A 17,726-nucleotide genomic window follows, 5' to 3' on the forward strand; every position below is an offset into this window, starting at 1 on the left:
GCCTCGGGCGGGTTCGCCCGAGGCTTCGCATACGTCGCGAGATCCCCCGAATTCCGGGGATTTCGCCACGAGCGCGGGCCCCATCGAACACGGATTCCGACCAAATCGCGAAACCCACTTGTGAGCGCTCACTTGTGAGCGCTAACATCCTGACTGCGGCCCGAACGGACTGGCCGCCCGGCGCACCGAGACTCCGCAGCAGCCCACTGACGCCGGTCGTGAACAAGGAGGTTCCCAGCTGATGAAGAAGCTCATCGGCATCGCCGCCGCCACCGGCGCGATGCTCCTCGCCCTCACCGGATGCGCCAGCGGCGGCAGCGCCGCAAGCGAAGGCCCGAAGCCCCTCGACGAACTCGTGGTCGGGTTCGCGCAGGTCGGCGCCGAGTCCGGGTGGCGCACCGCCAACACGAAGGACATCCAGGCGTCGTTCGAGGAGGCGGGCATCGAGCTCAAGTTCTCCGACGCGCAGCAGAAGCAGGAGAACCAGATCAAGGCGATCCGCTCGTACATCCAGCAGCAGGTCGACGTCATCGCGTTCTCCCCGGTCGTCGAGACCGGATGGGACGCGGTGCTGAACGAGGCGAAGGCCGCCGGCATCCCCGTCGTCCTCACCGACCGCGCGGTCGACTCGCAGGACGACTCGCTCTACGTGAGCTTCCTCGGCTCCGACTTCGTGAAGGAGGGCGAGAAGGCCGGCCAGTGGGTGCTCGACGAGTACGCCGACGCGACCGAGCCGGTGAAGATCATCCAGCTCGAGGGCACGACCGGTGCCGCCCCCGCGATCGACCGCGCCGAGGGCTTCGCCGACGTCATCTCCGCCAACCCGAACCTGCAGGTCGTCGCCAGCCAGACCGGCGACTTCACGCGGGCCGGCGGCAAGCAGGTCACCGAGGCGCTGCTGAAGTCGAACCCCGACGTCGACCTCATCTACGCGCACAACGACGACATGGGCCTCGGCGCGATCGAGGCGATCGAGGCGGCCGGCATGGAGCCGGGCGTCGACATCAAGATCGTCACGGTCGACGCGGTGCACGACGGCATGCAGGCCCTGGCCGACGGCAAGATCAACTTCATCGTCGAGTGCTCGCCGCTGCTCGGCAAGCAGCTCATCGACATCGTGAAGCAGATCAACGACGGTGAGACGCCCGAGAAGCGCATCATCACCGAGGAGACCACCTTCACCCAGGACGAGGCGATCGAGGCACTGCCCGACCGCCAGTACTGACGTCGATCCGGCGGGGCGCCCTCGGGGGCACCCCGCCGGACCGACCGGGTGCGCGGTCGTCCATGCCGCGCACCCGTACCCTTGTCCCACCCGGCGCCCGAGGGCGCATGAGCCGAGCGGATGCCGCATCCGCTCGCGGACTCGATGGAGAGCACCGTGACCCAGCAGACCGAACCCGTCGGGCCCGCGCCGACGCCGGTCGTCGAGATGCGCGGCATCTCGATCGGCTTCCCCGGCGTGAAGGCCCTCGACGGCGTCGACTTCCGCATGTTCCCCGGCGAGGTGCACTCGCTCATGGGCGAGAACGGCGCCGGCAAGTCGACCCTCATCAAGGCGCTGACCGGCGTCTACGGCATCGACGCCGGCACCATCACCCTCGCGGGCGAGCGGGTCTCGTTCGCCGGCCCCGCGCAGGCGCAGGCCGCCGGCATCTCCACGGTCTACCAGGAGGTCAACCTCCTGCCCAACCTGTCCGTGGCCGAGAACATCATGCTCGGCCGCGAGCCCCGCCGCTTCGGCGGCATCGACTGGCGCGCGATGCGCCGCCGGTCGGCCGAGCTCCTCGCGGGCCTGCACCTCGACCTCGACCCCGGTTCGCTGCTCGGCGACCACTCGCTCGCGGTGCAGCAGCTCGTCGCGATCGCCCGCGCGATCGACGTGAACGCCAAGGTGCTGATCCTCGACGAGCCGACGTCGAGCCTCGACGCCGACGAGGTGGCCGAGCTGTTCCGCGTCATCCGCACCCTCAAGGAGCAGGGCGTCGCCATCCTCTTCGTCTCGCACTTCCTCGACCAGGTGTACGAGATCTGCGACCGGCTGACGGTGCTGCGCAACGGCACGCTCGTGGGGGAGTACCTCACCGAGGAACTGCTGCGCATCGACCTCGTGCAGAAGATGATCGGCAAGGAGCTCACGGCGCTCGACGACCTCGAGCACAAGGCGCGCACGGCCGTCGTCGACGAGTCGGATGCCGCGACCTTCGTCTCGGCGTCGCGCCTCGGCCGCCGTGGGGCGATCGCACCGGCCGACCTGCCGATCGCGGTCGGCGAGGTCGTCGGCCTCGCGGGCCTGCTCGGCTCGGGTCGCACCGAGCTCGCGCGCCTGCTCGGCGGCATCGACCGCGCCGACACGGGCGAGCTCTCGATCCACGGGGAGCAGGTGCGCCTGCGCACGCCCCGCCAGGCCATCGGCAAGCGCATCGCGTTCTCGTCGGAGAACCGGCGCGACGAGGGCATCGTCGGCGAGCTGACTGTGCGCGACAACATCGTGCTCGCGCTGCAGGCCGACCGCGGATGGTTCCGCCCGATCCCGAAGAAGAAGCAGGACGAGCTCGCTCAGAGCTACATCCAGGCACTCAACATCCGGCCCGGCAACCCCGACGCCCTCGTGCGGAACCTCTCCGGCGGCAACCAGCAGAAGGTGCTGCTCGCGCGCTGGCTCGCGATCGCCCCCCGCCTGCTCATCCTCGACGAGCCGACGCGCGGCATCGACATCGGTGCCAAGGCCGAGATCCAGAAGCTCGTCTACACGCTCGCCGAGAACGGCATGAGCGTGCTCTTCATCTCGGCCGAGCTCGAGGAGGTGCTGCGGCTGAGCCACCGCGTCGTGGTGCTCCGCGACCGCGCCGTCGTCGCCGACCTCGAGAACGACGGGCTCACGGTCGACGCGCTCCTCGCGCTCATCGCCGACGGGCGCGTCGCCTCCGACGACGAGGCGCTCGACGAGCGCACGCCGGCCGTGGCCGTCGCCGCCACCCCGACCACCCCGACCACCACCACCCCCGAAGGAGGCCGCCCGTGAGCACGCTCGCCAAGATGGCGTCGAGCCGGCTGTTCTGGCCGGTCGTCATGCTCCTCGTCCTGTTCGCGATCAACCTGGTCGCGTTCCCCGGATTCTTCGAGATCACCGTCCGCGACGGGCAGCTGTTCGGCAGCCTGATCGACATCCTGCGCAACGGCGCGCCGACGCTTATCATCGCCGTCGGCATGACGCTCGTGATCGCCACCCGCGGCATCGACCTCTCGGTCGGCGCGGTGGCGGCGATCTCGGGCGCCGTGGCCTGCTCGATCATCCTCGGGTCGCCCGACCCCGGGAGCCTCGCGACCGTCGCGGTCGCGATCACGGTCGCGCTGCTCATCTCGCTCGTGCTCGGCGTGTGGAACGGCTTCCTCGTCGCGGCGCTCGGCATCCAGCCGATCATCGCGACGCTGATCCTGATGACCGCCGGCCGCGGCGTGGCGATGCTCATCACCGAGGGCCAGATCCTCACGGTGAACAGCCCGCCGTTCAAGTTCCTGGGCTCCGGGTTCTGGCTCGGCGTGCCGATCGCGGTCATCATCGCGGCGGTCGTCTTCGGCCTCGCCGCGCTCATCACCCGCCGCACGGCACTCGGCATGTTCATCGAGTCGGTCGGCATCAACCCGGAGGCGAGCCGCCAGGCGGGCGTCCGGGCGCGCGGGCTCCTCTTCGCGGTCTACACGTTCTGCGCGCTGTGCGCGGCGATCGCCGGGCTCATCCTCACGGCGAACACGGCGGCCGCCGACGCGAACAACACGGGCCTGTTCATCGAGCTCGACGCGATCCTCGCGGTCGTGATCGGCGGCACGTCCCTCGCGGGCGGCCGGTACTCGCTGCTCGGCACGCTCGTCGGAGCGCTGGTCATCCAGACGCTCGTGACCACGGTCTACACGGTCGGCATCCCGCCCATCGCGACCATGGTCTTCAAGGCCGCGGTCGTGACCGTCGTGTGCCTGCTCCAGTCGCCCACCACGGCCGAGGCGTTCAGCGGATTCCGACGACGCCTCGCCCTCCGAGCCGAGAAGGGGGTCGCCGCATCATGACGAAGCTCCTCGAGGCGCCCGCCACCGACCGTCCGACGCGTCCGGGCCGGGGCACCGGCACCGGCGGCGGCGCACCGTCCGGCTCCGGCCGACGTCGCCCGCTCGCCGCGGCCCTCGGACTCATCACGAGCCCGAAGTACGGCCCGGTCACGGTCACCGCGCTGCTGTTCGTCGCGATCTTCGTGATCGGCGGGTTCCGCTACCGCGGGTTCTTCTCCGGGCAGGTGTTCCTGAACCTGTTCGTCGACAACGCGTACCTCATCGTGCTCGCGGTCGGCATGACGTTCGTGATCCTCACGGGCGGCATCGACCTGTCGGTCGGCGCGGTCGTCGCGCTGTCGGGCATGATCGCCGCGAGCCTGCTGCAGACCGGCTGGTCGCCGGGCGTCGTGATCCCGCTCATCCTGCTGCTCACGAGCGTGCTGGGGCTCCTCGTCGGGCTCATGATCCACGTGTTCAAGGTGCAGCCGTTCATCGCGACGCTCGCGGCGATGTTCCTCGCCCGCGGCCTCTGCTACGTGATCAGCCAGTCGTCGATCTCGATCACCGACCCGACCTTCGTGCAGCTCGCCGTGTCGCGCATCCCGCTCGGCGCGGGGCTGTCGATCACGCCGAGCGTGATCATCGCCGTGGTCGTCGTGGCGATCGCGGTGTGGGTGCTGCACGGCACGCGCTTCGGCCGCACGGTCTACGCGATCGGCGGCGGCGAGCAGTCGGGCCTGCTGATGGGCCTGCCGGTCGCCCGCACGAAGGTGCTCGTCTACGTGATCTCGGGCTTCTGCTCGGGTCTCGCGGGCGTGCTGTTCACCTTCTACACGCTGTCGGGCTACCCGCTCACGGCGATCGGCACCGAGCTCGACGCGATCGCCGCGGTCGTGATCGGCGGCACGCTGCTCACGGGCGGCTACGGGTTCGTGCTGGGCTCGGTGCTCGGCGTGCTCGTGCTCGGCGTGATCCAGACCATCCTGACCTTCGAGGGCACGCTCTCGTCGTGGTGGACGAAGATCTTCATCGGTGCGCTGCTGCTCGTGTTCATCATCCTGCAGAAGGTGCTGACGGCCAGGCGACGATGAGCGGCGGAAGTGGGCGACCCCCGCTCGCGGGGGGCCGTCCTCCCGGTTCCGTGCAGCGGCGGATGGGATGATGGCGGGGAACGAGCGCGCCGCGGGCGCGGGGCAGGGAGCCGGTCGGAGAGTGAGCGACGACGAGAAGGCCAGGGCTGCGACGATCTTCGACGTGGCCAGGCTCGCCGGCGTGTCCCACCAGACGGTGTCGCGCGTGCTCAACGACCTGCCCAACGTGCGCCCCGCGACCAGGGCGCGCGTCGAGCAGGCCATCAAGCAGCTGCGCTACGTGCCGTCGCCGGCGGCGCGGGCGCTCGTCACCCGCCGCACCCGGACGCTCGGCCTGATCGTGACCGGGGCGCCCGACTACGGGCCCTCGAGCACGGCGCTGCACTTCAACGAGGCGGCGCGCGACGCGCGCTACTCCGTCATCACGGCGAGCATGATCGAGACGGATGCCGTGAGCATGCGCTCCACGGCCGAGTTGCTGGTGCGCCAGAACGTCGAGGCGGTCGTGCTCATCGCGGCGCAGCGTGCGGCACTCGACGCGCTCGACGGCGTCGAGCTCGGGGTGCCGGTCGTGGCCGTGGCCTCGGAGGACCGCGGCGTCATGCACCGCGTGTGGCTCGACCAGTACGCCGGCGCCCGGCTCGCGGTCGAGCACCTCATCAGGCTCGGGCATCGCGAGATCCGGCACGTGAGCGGGCCGACGAACGCGATGGATGCCGCGGAGCGCCTGCGCGGCTGGAGTGCGACGCTCGGCGAGCACGGCCTCGCGGCCCGCGAACCGCTCGTCGGCGACTGGTCGCCGGGCAGCGGCTACGTGCACGGACGCACCCTCGCCGAGGACCGCGAGATGACGGCCGTGTTCGTCTCGAACGACCAGATGGCGCTGGGCGTGATCCACGCGCTCGCCGAGGCGGGGCGGTCGGTGCCGGGCGATGTGAGCGTCGTCGGCTTCGACGACATCCCCGAGGCGGAGTTCTTCGCGCCGCCGCTCACGACCGTGCGACAGGACTTCATCGAGCTCGGCCGCGACGCGATGGCGGGCGTGCTCGCCGTGCTGGGCGACGACGACCGGATGCCGGCGCCGCGCGTGCCCGACCTGGTGGTGCGGGCGAGCACGGCGCCGCCGGCCGGCTCGACGACCGTTCCTGAGTCCGAGGACCGGACCGCCGTGTCGTCCTGAGCCCGCTCGGCCAAGCCGGCTCGCCCGAGCCGTCTCGCCCGATCCGTGCGCGGGTCGCCGCACCACAGCGCTCGTGCATGAGATTCCGGGAGATGCTCACGTGGGCGAGGCCGTAGGCCGGATCCTCATGCGGGAGAGCGCGGCGCGACCACGTATCGCCAGTCGCGCATTGTGAGCGCTCACTCCGCTTCGCGGTGTCGGGTAAGTGTTGCTGGAAACGGGGGCTAGCGGAACCCTGAACCATGCTGTTAGCGTTCACAAATGTGAGCGCTAACAGGTCGCTCACGCGTGCTCCATCAACCCACTCCCGACGAAGAGAGCGAGGACGGTCGATGACGACCAGAGCCACGCGCGGCCCCAGTGCGCCGCGCCTCACCCGGGCCCACGGTGCACCGCGCCGAGGACTCCGCACCGCGGGCCTGCCGATCTCCGGCGCCGTCGCGGTCGCGCTGATCGCGCCGCTCGGGGCGATCACGATGAGCTCGGCGGCGAGCGCCGAGACGCCCGTCGAGGCGGCCGCAGCGGGCGTCGTGATCCCGCACCTCGACGACGTGCGCGGCAACCTCACCCTGCCGGCCGACGGCGCGGGCGGCGCCGAGTTCGACTGGGCGACGAGCGACCCGGCCGTGATCACGGCCGACGGCCTCGTGACGCGCCCGGCGACGGGCGACGACCCCGTCGCGGTCACGCTCACCGCCACCGCGACCCTCGACGGCGAGACGGCCACGCACGACTACGCCGCCACCGTGCTGCCGCTGCCCGAGTCCGAGCCCTACTCGGCCTACTTCTTCCCGCACTTCGTGGGCGAGTCGACCGCCGACGGCGAGGAGATCTACTTCGCCGCGAGCGTCGGTGACGACCCCGAGTCGTGGATGAGCCTCAACGACGGCGAGTCCGTGCTCGCCTCGACGCTCGGCGAGCAGGGCCTCCGCGACCCGTTCCTCATCCGGAGCCCCGAAGGCGACCGCTTCTTCCTCATCGCCACCGACCTGAAGATCTACGGCGGCGGCGACTTCGGCACCGCGCAGGAGACGGGCAGCCGCTCGATCATGGTGTGGGAGTCGACCGACCTCGTGACCTGGTCGGAGCAGCGCGAGGTCGTCGTCGCCCCCGAGAACGCGGGCAACACCTGGGCGCCCGAGGCGTTCTGGGATGCCGCGGCCGGCGAGTACGTCGTCTACTGGGCCTCGGCGCTGTACCCGCCGGAGCTCCCCGCCGACCAGCGCGACATCTCGACGAGCTACCAGCGCATGATGTACGCCACCACCCGCGACTTCGTCACGTTCTCGGCCCCGCAGGTCTGGATCGACGAGCCGCAGGGCGCGGGCCGCGGCATGATCGACTCGACCGTGGCCGAGGAGGACGGCGTCTACTACCGCCTCACGAAGGACGAGTCGTACATGGGCATGCGCCAGGAGCGCTCCACCGACCTCCGCCTGACGCAGGGCGTCACCGACGGCGACGGCTGGGAGCTCATGGCCGAGCGCGTCGGCTTCGGCGAGCCCAACCCGTGGGGCGGCACGTTCACCGGCGGCGAGGGCCCGTCGATGTTCAAGAGCAACACGGATGACACGTGGTACCTGCTGCAGGACCAGCCGTCGTACCACGGCGGCGAGGGCTACCTGCTCTTCGAGACGAACGACCTCGCGAGCGCATCGTGGACCTCGGTGCCCGACGCCGACCTGCCGGAGAGCCCGCGCCACGGCACGGTCATCCCGGTCACGGCGAGCGAGTACCAGCGCCTGCTCGAGACCTACCAGCCCGACGCGCTCGCCGAGGGCGTGACGGTCACGCCGGCCGAGCTGAGCCTCGCCCCCGGCGACACCCGCCGGCTGGAGGCATCCGTCACGCCCGTCACCGTGGAGGACCGCAGCGTGACGTGGAGCTCGAGCGACGAGGCGGTCGCCACCGTCGACGCCGACGGCCTCGTGACGGCGGTCGGCGACGGCGCCGCGACGATCACCGCGAGCTCGACGCGCGGCACATCGGCGGACGCGACCGTCGAGGTCGCGACGCCGGGTGCGCCCGAGCTCCCGGGCGACGCCTGGATCGACGAGTTCGACGCCGACACGCTCGACGAGCGGTGGAGCATCGTCTCCGAGATCCCGAGCGCGTGGTCGCTGACCGAGAACCCGGGTTCGCTCACCATCCACTCGCAGCCCGGCGACACCTACCAGGGCGACAACAGCGCCGACAACGTGTTCCTCGTCGACGTGCCCGTGGGCGACTTCACGGCGTACACGTCGGTGACCGGGGCCGTGTCCCGCGACTTCCAGGGCGCCGGCCTCATCGCCATGGCGGGCTTCGACGACTACGTCCGGGCGGGCCTCACGAACGTGAGCTTCGCGCCGGGCGGCCCGACCGTGATCGAGAACGGCGTGGAGGAGAACGCGGTCTACCGCTCGACCTTCACCGCCCGCCCCGACTCGACGCACGAGTACCTGCGCGTGCAGCGCACGGGCGACGAGATCGTGACGAGCTACTGGACCGGCTTCGAGTGGGCGGAGGCCGCCCGGGCGACCGTCGGCTTCGACGTGACCCGCATCGGGCTGTACGCGCTCGCCGCGGGCAGCGCACCGAGCCATGAGGCCGTGTTCGACTACGTCGCGATCGTCGAGCCCGAGGGCGCCGACCTCGTGCCCGAGGGGGCGTTCACGCTGAGCCGCGACGGCGACGCGTCGGACCTCGCCGAGGGTGACGACGGCGTGATCCGCTTCGCGACGGAGCGTCCGTTCGCCCAGCTCGCCTTCACGGCGGAGGAGCTCGCCGGCGAGGCATCCGCACGCCCGATCGCGCTCACCGAGCAGGGCGGCGACCGCCCGGTCGTCGTGCGCGACGGCCGCGTCGCCTTCGGCGCCGCCGGTGACGAGCCGACGGCGTTCCGCCTGACGGACGTCGGCGGCGGCAAGGTCGCGCTGCGCACCGTCGACGGCGGGTTCGCCGGCATCGACGGCGACGGCGCGCTGCGCATCGGCGACGAGGCGGATGCCGCGCGGCTCGAGATCGTGCCCGTCGAGATCGCCGAGCACGCGATCGAGATCGACACGGCGGCCGAGCGCACCGACATGAGCGACGACCTCTACGGCGTGTTCTACGAGGACATCAACTACGCCGCGGACGGCGGGCTCTACGCGGAGCTCGTGCGGAACCGCTCGTTCGAGTTCTCGACGGCCGACAACGGCTCGTTCAACGCCCTCACGGCCTGGCAGAAGGTCGAGCGCGGGGGCACAGGGTCGATCGCGGTCGGCAGCGACCGCGACCGCTGGCTGAACGACTCGAACCGCGCGTCGCTCACCATCACGGGCGACGGTCCGGGCGTCGGCGTCCGAAACCTCGGCTTCAACCGCGGCATCCACGTCGAGGAAGGGGAGTCGTACGACTTCTCGGTCTGGGCGCGGTCGGCCACGGCGCAGGAGCTGACGGTCGCGGTCGAGGACGCGGACGGCACCGAGCAGTACGCCGTCGGCACCGTCTCGATCGGCGGCGACGACACCTGGCGCCGGGTCGAGGTGCGGCTCACCGCCGATGCGACGACGGATGCCGGCCGGCTGGTCGTGCTCACCGGCGCCGCCGGTTCGGTGCAGCTCGACATGGTCTCGCTGTTCCCCGTCGACACGTGGGTCGGGCCGGTCAACGGCCGGAGCCCGCTGCGGAAGGACCTCGCCGAGCAGGTCGCCGCGCTCGAGCCGAGCTTCCTCCGGTTCCCGGGCGGCTGCGTCACCAACGTCGGCACGTTCGACACCTACCTCGAGTCCGACGGCCAGGACCGCCAGCGGACCTACCAGTGGAAGGAGACCATCGGACCGGTCGAGGAGCGCCCGACCAACTGGAACTTCTGGGGGTACAACCAGTCGTACGGCATCGGCTACCTCGAGTACATGGAGTGGGCCGAGGACCTCGGTGCGACGCCGCTCCCGGTGGTGTCGGTCGGCGCGAACGGCTGCGGCAGCCGCATCCCCGAGATGACGGACGACGCGCGCATCGATCGCTGGGTCCAGGACACGGTCGACCTGATCGAGTTCGCCAACGGCGACGTGTCGACCGAGTGGGGCGCGAAGCGCGCCGAACTCGGCCACCCCGAGCCGTTCGGCCTGCGCTACATCGGGCTCGGCAACGAGGAGAACACGAACACGTTCCAGGCGAACTTCCCGCGGTTCCGCGACGCGGTCGAGGCCGCGCACCCCGAGGTCACGATCATCTCGAACTCGGGACCGGATGACACGGGCGCGCGCTTCGACCAGCTGTGGGAGTTCAACCGGGCGCAGGGCGTCGACATGGTCGACGAGCACTACTACAACGACCCGGCCTGGTTCCTGCAGAACTCCGAGCGGTACGACGCGTACGACCGCGAGGGACCGCACGTGTTCCTCGGCGAGTACGCCTCGCGCGGCAACACGTTCGGCAACGCGCTCGCCGAGGCCGCCTACATGACGGGCCTCGAGCGGAACTCCGACCTCGTCGAACTGGCGTCGTACGCGCCGATGTTCGCGAACGAGGACTACGTGCAGTGGGCGCCTGACATGATGTGGTTCGACAACGACGAGTCGTGGGGCTCGGTGAACTACTACACCCAGCAGATGTTCATGACGAACGTCGGCGACGAGGTGGTTCCCTCGACCCACTCGGAGTCGCGCCCGGCGAACGTGCTCGACGGCGGCGTGTTCCTGTCGACGTGGTCGACGAGCGCGGCCTACGACGACGTGCGCGTGACGTCGAACGCGACCGGCGACGAGCTGTACTCGGAGTCGTTCGACGCGGCATCCGACTGGTCGCCGGTGGCGGGCAGCTGGGCCGTGCAGGGCGGCGAGTACGTGCAGTCGTCGACGTCGGTGAACGACGCCCGGTCGCTCATGCCCGACGCATACGCGCAGGACTGGTCGGACTACACGCTCGAGCTCGATGCGCGCAAGCTCGCCGGGGCCGAGGGCTTCCTCATCGGCTTCGCCGCGGGCGGCCCGAACGACTTCTACTGGTGGAACCTCGGCGGGTGGAACAACAGCCGGCAGGCGCTCCAGCACGCGTCGGGCGGGTCGGCGGGCGAGGTCGCCGCGGTCGAGGGCCACTCGATCGAGACCGGCCGTGACTACCACGTGAAGGTGGTCGTGCACGGGTCGACGATCGAGCTCTCCCTCGACGGGGAGCTGCAGCTCACCTACACCGAGCCGAGTGCGAAGGGCCTGTACCAGGTCGTCACGCACGACGACGAGACGGGCGACACCGTGCTCAAGGTCGTGAACCCGACGGGCGCGACCGCGCGCACGGCGGTCTCGGTGACCGGCGGCACGGTCGTCGACGACGAGGTGGGCGTGACCGAGATGGTCGGCGCACCGGGCGAGGTGAACACGAAGGCCGACCCGGAGCACCTGGTGCCGGTCGAGCGCTCGTGGAACGGCGGCGCGAACGAGTTCACGTACGACTTCCCGGCGTACTCGATCACGTTCCTCACGCTCGCCGAGCACGTGCCGACCTGCCAGGTCGACTACGTCGTCGAGGGCAACTCGACGAAGGCGTTCGACGCGACGCTCACCCTCTCGAACATCGGCGACGAGCCGATCGACGGATGGGAGCTCGGCTTCGCGTTCGACGGCAACCAGACCGTGCGCAACGGGCGCGACGCGTTCTGGTCGCAGGACGGGGCGTCGGTCACCGCGACGAACCTGCCGTGGAACGGGCGCATCGAACCGGGCTCGAGCATCGAGGTCGGGTTCAACGGGCGCGTGAACGGGGGTGCGAACGAGGCGCCGGAGGCGTTCACGCTGAACGGGGAACTCTGCGCGACGGGCTGACGCCGCGGCATCCGCTCACCTGAACCGGGGGCGCCACTCGCTTCGGCGGGCGGCGCCCTCGCGTGCGTCGGCGCGGGTCGACGCGCGGCGTCAGCGCCCGACGTCGAGCCCGCCGAGCACCCGGGCGGATGCCGCGGCGATCGCGCGCTTCTCGTCGGGCTCGAGGCGGTCGAGGAACAGCTCGCGGATGTCGCGCGCGTGGTTGCGCATGCCGCCGAGCAGCGCGCGCCGGCCGGCGCGCGTGAGCACGATCATCGAGCCTCGCGCGTCGGTGTCGCACTCGACGCGCTCGACGAGGCCGCGGCCGACCATGCGCGTGAGCTGGTGCGAGACGCGGCTCTTCTCCCACCCGATGAGCTCGCCGAGCGCGCCCGGGCGCAGCCCCTCCTCGGGGCCGCGGAACAGGGCGAGCATCAGGCCGAAGTCGGCCTGCGAGATGCCGGCGTCGCGCTGCAATCGCCGGTCGAGCTCGCGGCCGAGCTCGGCGTGCATGAGCACGAAGCCGTCGAACAGGGCCCACTCGGCGTCGTCGACGGCGGAGACCTCGGTGGCGGGCATGTCTCCAGCCTACCGGCATTTGGTTGACATGTCATCTAAGAGGTTTATGATGACGTGTCAACTACTTCCCCCGAGAGAGGACGACACATGTCCGCAGTCAGGATCGGCATCATCATCGGCAGCACCCGACCGGGTCGCGTCGGCGAGCAGGTCGCCCGTTGGGTGCTCGAGCAGGCGTCGGCGCGCAGCGACGCCGAGTTCGAGCTCGTCGACCTCGTCGACTTCGCCCTGCCCCACCTCGACGAGGCGATGCCGGCGGCGATGGGCCAGTACGCCCAGGCGCACACCAAGGCGTGGGCCGAGAAGGTCGACTCGTTCGACGGCTACATCTTCGTCACGCCCGAGTACAACCACTCGACCTCCGGCGCCCTGAAGAACGCGATCGACTTCGTCTATGCCGAGTGGAACAACAAGGCCGCCGGGCTCGTCAGCTACGGCTCGGCCGGCGGCACGCGCGCGGCAGAGCACCTGCGCCTGATCCTCGGCGAGCTGCAGGTCGCCGACGTGCGCCAGCAGGTCTCGTTCTCGCTCATGACCGACTTCGAGAACTACACGACCTTCACCCCGGCCGGCTACCACGCCGGCATGCTCGCGGCCCAGCTCGACCAGCTCGTGCCGTGGGCGCTCGCCCTGCGCTCCGTGCGCGAGGCCGGCGAGCTCGCGCAGGCGGCCTAGTCCCGCACGCGACCGGAGGGCGGCGCCGTGACCCGGCGCCGCCCTCCGTCGTCGTCGCGACGGGGCGTCGGCCGTCAGCGCGCCACGTGCTCGTCGAGGAAGTCGGCGATCGTCGTCGCCATCTCGTCGGGCTGCCACGCGTGGTCGGCCGCGCGGATGCCGCGGCGCTCGGCATGCGGCATCGCGCCGGCGATCGCGTCGGCCGCCGGCCGCATGCCGTCGGGCGCCTCCTCGTCGCCGACGAGCACGAGCGTCGGTGCTGTGATGGACCCGAGCAGCTCGGCGTGCGGCGCGGACTGCGCCCATGCGAGGGACTCGGCATCCGCTTCGAGGCTCGGCCCGATGCGCACCATGAGCGGCCAGGCGGGGCTGCCCTTCGATCGCTCGAGCCACTCGGGCGGCATGTCCTTCATGAAGTACTCGACCAGCGCGTCGGCGTCGTCGCCCGCGGCGCGCTCGCGGAAGCCCTCGAGGAACTCGGCGCCATCGCTGCCCTGCTCGGCGCCGAGCGGCACCTCGAACGCGACGATCGCGGTCACGGGCAGGCCGTGCGCTGCGGCGGCCAGCGCGATCGCGCCGCCGGAGGAGTTGCCGAAGAGCGCGACGCCCTCGCCGAGCTCGTGGATGCGCTCGAGCTCGGCGACGATCGCGCGCAGGTCGGCGAGCGTCTCGTGCAGGCCCATCGGCACGTCGTGCGCGCTCTCGCCGCGGCCGCGCCGGTCGTAGTTGACGACCGTGTAGCCGCGCTTCGCGAGCGCCGTCGCGAGCTGCTTGGTGGCCGGGTCGAACGCGCGGAACTGGAACGCGCCGCCGACGAGGATGACGGGAGGGCCCTCGCCCTCGCGGTCGTAGGCGATCGACGCGCCGTCGTGCGAGATCACGGTGTGCGACATGCGGTCCTTCCTTCGCAGGGGCGGGTCTGCGTCGGGGTACGGGTCCGCCGTCAGGCTAGCCCGGGCGGGCGGCTGCGCGATAGGGGCTGGCGGATGCCGCAGCGGCGCCTTCTGGACGACGGCGGCGACCCTCCCGCGAATGGGGGTGGAGATCGCCGCGACGCGCCGTGCGCGGCAGCGCGGGAATGTCGGTGGGTGGTGGCAGCATTACTGCCGGACGCCACCACATGTTGTGGTCGCCAGGCCGATGAGGGCCAGATGTCGGGTCGGGGGAGCCGGTATGTCGCACGAGTCCGGGAGGTTCCGGGGTCGCCGTTCCGCTGCAACAGCGGTGCGGATGCCTCGCCCGAGCGCCGTACGCGTGCGACACGCCGACGACACGCCCGACATCCATTCACAGGCCGATCATGCACAGATGAGCGTGCCTGTGGAGAACCGCGAGTCGAGCCGCGAGAATCCGCCGATCAGGGTCGCTTCGACCTGTTGATGAACGGTGGAGAACGCGGCGGAAAACTACACGGATGTAACTACATCATCTTGTGGTCGTGCATTTGCTCAGACACAAGATGTAGTATCGAAGAGCCAAAGCAACACCGGGGGAATCGGCTCCCTTGGAGCCAGAGAAGAGGGGTCACAGAGATGACGGTCACGGTCTACACCAAGCCTTCCTGCGTCCAGTGCAACGCCACGTACCGCGCCCTCGACAGCAAGGGCATCGAGTACGAGGTGCTCGACGTCTCGCAGGACGAGACCGCCCTCGCCGCCGTCAAGGAGCTCGGCTACCTGCAGGCCCCGGTCGTCATCACCGACGAGGGCCACTGGTCCGGCTTCCGCCCCGACAAGATCGACGAACTCGCGGCTCGGCTCGCGTAACGGCTCCCGGGCGTGAACGACCGGGGGGTCGTGGAGCACGGCCTGGAGCAGTCATGACGAACCTCATCTACTTCTCGAGCGTCTCGGGCAACACCGCCCGATTCATGGACAAGCTCGGCCGGCCGGCGGCGCGCATCCCGCTCCACGCGAAGGATGCGGCGCTCGTCGCCGACGAACCGTACGTCCTCGTGGTCCCGACCTACGGGGGAGGGGACGGCAAGGGCGCCGTGCCCAAGCAGGTCATCAGGTTCCTGAACGACCCGCACAACCGCGCACTCATCCGCGGCGTGATCGCCGCCGGAAACACCAACTTCGGTACGGCCTACGGCCTCGCGGGCGACATCGTCGCCGCGAAGTGCCATGTGCCGCACCTCTACCGCTTCGAAGTATTCGGAACACCTGACGACGTTCGCGCCGTCGACGAGGGATTGGACGCATTTTGGTCAACGCAGCAGCAGGCGCCGCAAGCGACAGTGGCGTAGCGGTCATCGACGCACCGCGCTCGAGCAACTCGGGGATGGACTACCACGCCCTGAACGCGATGCTGAACCTCTACAGCGCCGACGGGAAGATCCAGTTCGAGAAGGACAAGGAGGCGGCGCGGGAGTACTTCCTCCAGCACGTCAACCAGAACACGGTCTTCTTCCACTCCCTCAAGGAGCGCCTCGACTATCTCGTCGAGAAGGAGTACTACGAGCCCGAGACGCTCGCCATGTACTCGTTCGAGTTCATCCAGCAGCTCAACGACCTGGCGTACTCGAAGAAGTTCCGCTTCGAGACGTTCCTCGGCGCGTTCAAGTACTACACGAGCTACACGCTGAAGACCTTCGACGGCAAGCGATACCTCGAGCGCTTCGAAGACCGCGTCGTGATGACCGCGCTCGGCCTCGCGCAGGGCGACGAGCAGCTCGCGACCGAACTCGTGGAAGAGATCATCGCCGGCCGCTTCCAGCCGGCGACCCCCACGTTCCTCAACACGGGCAAGGCGCAGCGCGGCGAGCTCGTCTCGTGCTTCCTGCTCCGCATCGAAGACAACATGGAGTCGATCTCGCGGGGCATCAACTCGTCGCTGCAGCTGTCGAAGCGCGGCGGCGGCGTGGCGCTCCTGCTCAGCAACATCCGCGAGTCGGGTGCGCCGATCAAGCAGATCGAGAACCAGTCGTCGGGCATCATCCCCGTGATGAAGCTCCTCGAGGACTCCTTCTCGTACGCCAACCAGCTCGGCGCACGCCAGGGCGCCGGTGCGGTGTACCTGTCGGCGCACCACCCCGACATCATGCGGTTCCTCGACACCAAGCGCGAGAACGCCGACGAGAAGATCCGCATCAAGACGCTCTCCCTCGGCGTCGTCGTGCCCGACATCACGTTCGAGCTCGCGAAGAACAACGAGGACATGTACCTCTTCTCGCCGTACGACGTCGAGCGCGTCTACGGCAAGCCGTTCGGCGACGTGCCGATCACCGAGAACTACCGCGCCATGGTCGACGACCCGCGCATCAAGAAGACCAAGATCAACGCGCGCGAGTTCTTCCAGACGATCGCCGAGATCCAGTTCGAGTCGGGCTACCCCTACATCGTGTTCGAGGACACGGTGAACAAGGCCAACCCGATCAAGGGTCGGATCAACATGTCGAACCTGTGCTCCGAGATCCTCCAGGTCAACACGCCGACGACCTACAACGAAGACCTGTCCTACGCCCAGATCGGCAAGGACATCTCGTGCAACCTCGGGTCGATGAACATCGCGCTGTCGATGGACTCGCCCGACCTCGGCAAGACGGTGGAGACCGCCATCCGTGGCCTCACCGCCGTCTCGAACATGTCGCACATCTCATCGGTGCGGTCCGTCGAAGACGGCAACGACAAGTCGCACGCCATCGGCCTCGGCCAGATGAACCTGCACGGCTACCTCGCCCGCGAGCGCATCCACTACGGCAGCGAGGAGGGCATCGACTTCACGAACATCTACTTCTACACGGTGCTCTTCCACGCGCTGCGCGCGTCGAACCAGATCGCGATCGAGCGCGGCGAGGCCTTCGACGGCTTCGCCGACTCGAAGTACGCGTCGGGCGAGTTCTTCGACAAGTACACGGATGTCGCGTGGGTGCCGCAGACCGCGCGGGTCATCGAGCTGTTCGCCGACGCCGGCGTGCACATCCCGACGCAGCACGACTGGCAGGAGCTGAAGGCCTCCATCCAGGAGCACGGCATCTACAACCAGAACCTGCAGGCGGTGCCGCCGACCGGCTCGATCTCGTACATCAACAACTCGACGTCGTCGATCCACCCGATCGCGTCGAAGATCGAGATCCGCAAGGAAGGCAAGCTCGGCCGCGTCTACTACCCGGCGCCGTTCATGACGAACGACAACCTCGAGTACTACGAGGACGCGTACGAGATCGGCTACGAGAAGGTCATCGACACCTACGCCGCGGCGACGCAGCACGTCGACCAGGGCCTGTCGCTCACGCTGTTCTTCAAGGACACCGCGACGACCCGCGACATCAACAAGGCCCAGATCTACGCCTGGCGCAAGGGCATCAAGACGATCTACTACATCCGGCTGCGTCAGCAGGCCCTCGAGGGCACAGAGCTGGAAATGTGCGTCTCGTGCACTTTGTGA

Annotated in this window: 12 protein-coding genes; 10 read left to right on the top strand and 2 right to left on the bottom strand. The window is 69.7% G+C overall.

Translation table 11 applies throughout. From position 1 onward, the window contains the following. Nucleotides 1-241 precede the first annotated feature (241 nt). The 6 genes from ABD230_RS12340 to ABD230_RS12365 all read left to right on the top strand — a co-directional run bounded on the left by ABD230_RS12340 (nt 242) and on the right by ABD230_RS12365 (nt 12,104). Nucleotides 242-1,225 (top strand): ABC transporter substrate-binding protein, encoded by a 984-nt coding sequence (locus ABD230_RS12340; protein ID WP_344374249.1) that lies wholly within the window; start codon nt 242-244, stop codon nt 1,223-1,225. A gap of 207 nt (nt 1,226-1,432) precedes the next feature. Continuing rightward, nucleotides 1,433-3,025 carry a sugar ABC transporter ATP-binding protein gene (locus ABD230_RS12345; protein WP_344374381.1) on the top strand — a complete coding sequence of 531 codons (1,593 nt, stop codon included), beginning with the start codon at nt 1,433-1,435 and terminating at the stop codon, nt 3,023-3,025. Continuing rightward, nucleotides 3,022-4,065, top strand: coding sequence for an ABC transporter permease (locus ABD230_RS12350; protein ID WP_344374253.1), 1,044 nt, complete (start codon nt 3,022-3,024; stop codon nt 4,063-4,065). Before ABD230_RS12345 ends, ABD230_RS12350 begins: the two co-directional genes overlap by 4 nt. Then, entirely contained in the window at nt 4,062-5,138 is a 1,077-nt protein-coding gene (gene yjfF, locus ABD230_RS12355) for a galactofuranose ABC transporter, permease protein YjfF (RefSeq protein WP_344374259.1), read from the top strand. Before ABD230_RS12350 ends, yjfF begins: the two co-directional genes overlap by 4 nt. Nucleotides 5,139-5,259: 121 nt before the next feature. Next, nucleotides 5,260-6,318, top strand: a complete 1,059-nt coding sequence (locus ABD230_RS12360; RefSeq protein WP_344374263.1) for a LacI family DNA-binding transcriptional regulator — start codon at nt 5,260-5,262, stop codon at nt 6,316-6,318. Nucleotides 6,319-6,650: 332 nt separating this feature from the next. Beyond that, entirely contained in the window at nt 6,651-12,104 is a 5,454-nt protein-coding gene (locus ABD230_RS12365) for an alpha-L-arabinofuranosidase C-terminal domain-containing protein (RefSeq protein ID WP_344374268.1), read from the top strand. A 90-nt stretch (nt 12,105-12,194) separates the two neighbouring features. Here ABD230_RS12365 and ABD230_RS12370 read toward each other — a convergent pair whose 3' ends face one another. Continuing rightward, nucleotides 12,195-12,662 carry a MarR family winged helix-turn-helix transcriptional regulator gene (locus ABD230_RS12370; protein ID WP_344374272.1) on the bottom strand — a complete coding sequence of 156 codons (468 nt, stop codon included), beginning with the start codon at nt 12,660-12,662 and terminating at the stop codon, nt 12,195-12,197. A gap of 87 nt (nt 12,663-12,749) precedes the next feature. On the opposite strand from ABD230_RS12370, the gene ABD230_RS12375 reads away from it, so the two are divergent. Beyond that, nucleotides 12,750-13,337 carry an NADPH-dependent FMN reductase gene (locus ABD230_RS12375; RefSeq protein WP_344374276.1) on the top strand — a complete coding sequence of 196 codons (588 nt, stop codon included), beginning with the start codon at nt 12,750-12,752 and terminating at the stop codon, nt 13,335-13,337. 74 nt (nt 13,338-13,411) lie between these two features. Here the strand turns inward: ABD230_RS12375 and ABD230_RS12380 are convergent, their stop codons facing one another. Then, nucleotides 13,412-14,230, bottom strand: a complete 819-nt coding sequence (locus tag ABD230_RS12380) for an alpha/beta fold hydrolase (protein WP_344374280.1) — start codon at nt 14,228-14,230, stop codon at nt 13,412-13,414. Nucleotides 14,231-14,869: 639 nt separating this feature from the next. Between ABD230_RS12380 and nrdH the strand changes: the two genes are divergently transcribed. The 3 genes from nrdH to nrdE are packed head-to-tail and all read left to right on the top strand — an operon-like array spanning nt 14,870 to nt 17,726. Further along, on the top strand, nt 14,870-15,103 hold the full coding sequence (nrdH, locus tag ABD230_RS12385) for a glutaredoxin-like protein NrdH (protein ID WP_344374286.1): 234 nt from the start codon (nt 14,870-14,872) through the stop codon (nt 15,101-15,103). A 53-nt stretch (nt 15,104-15,156) separates the two neighbouring features. After that, a complete protein-coding gene (nrdI, locus tag ABD230_RS12390; RefSeq protein WP_344374289.1) occupies nt 15,157-15,585 on the top strand; it encodes a class Ib ribonucleoside-diphosphate reductase assembly flavoprotein NrdI in 429 nt (142 codons plus the stop codon). A 35-nt stretch (nt 15,586-15,620) separates the two neighbouring features. Then, nucleotides 15,621-17,726 (top strand): class 1b ribonucleoside-diphosphate reductase subunit alpha, encoded by a 2,106-nt coding sequence (gene nrdE, locus ABD230_RS12395; RefSeq protein ID WP_344374293.1) that lies wholly within the window; start codon nt 15,621-15,623, stop codon nt 17,724-17,726.

The organism is Agromyces tropicus, from assembly GCF_039531345.1.
GTDB lineage: Bacteria > Actinomycetota > Actinomycetes > Actinomycetales > Microbacteriaceae > Agromyces > Agromyces tropicus.

Excerpts from the sequence above, each read along its gene's own strand:
- ABD230_RS12340 (WP_344374249.1), top strand. The coding sequence starts at position 242 with ATGAAGAAGCTCATCGGCATCGCCGCCGCCACCGGCGCGATGCTCCTC.
- ABD230_RS12345 (WP_344374381.1), top strand. The coding sequence starts at position 1,433 with ATGCGCGGCATCTCGATCGGCTTCCCCGGCGTGAAGGCCCTCGACGGC.
- yjfF (WP_344374259.1), top strand. The coding sequence starts at position 4,062 with ATGACGAAGCTCCTCGAGGCGCCCGCCACCGACCGTCCGACGCGTCCG.
- ABD230_RS12365 (WP_344374268.1), top strand. The coding sequence starts at position 6,651 with ATGACGACCAGAGCCACGCGCGGCCCCAGTGCGCCGCGCCTCACCCGG.
- ABD230_RS12370 (WP_344374272.1), bottom strand. The coding sequence starts at position 12,662 with ATGCCCGCCACCGAGGTCTCCGCCGTCGACGACGCCGAGTGGGCCCTG.
- ABD230_RS12375 (WP_344374276.1), top strand. The coding sequence starts at position 12,750 with ATGTCCGCAGTCAGGATCGGCATCATCATCGGCAGCACCCGACCGGGT.
- ABD230_RS12380 (WP_344374280.1), bottom strand. The coding sequence starts at position 14,230 with ATGTCGCACACCGTGATCTCGCACGACGGCGCGTCGATCGCCTACGAC.
- nrdH (WP_344374286.1), top strand. The coding sequence starts at position 14,870 with ATGACGGTCACGGTCTACACCAAGCCTTCCTGCGTCCAGTGCAACGCC.
- nrdI (WP_344374289.1), top strand. The coding sequence starts at position 15,157 with ATGACGAACCTCATCTACTTCTCGAGCGTCTCGGGCAACACCGCCCGA.
- nrdE (WP_344374293.1), top strand. The coding sequence starts at position 15,621 with ATGGACTACCACGCCCTGAACGCGATGCTGAACCTCTACAGCGCCGAC.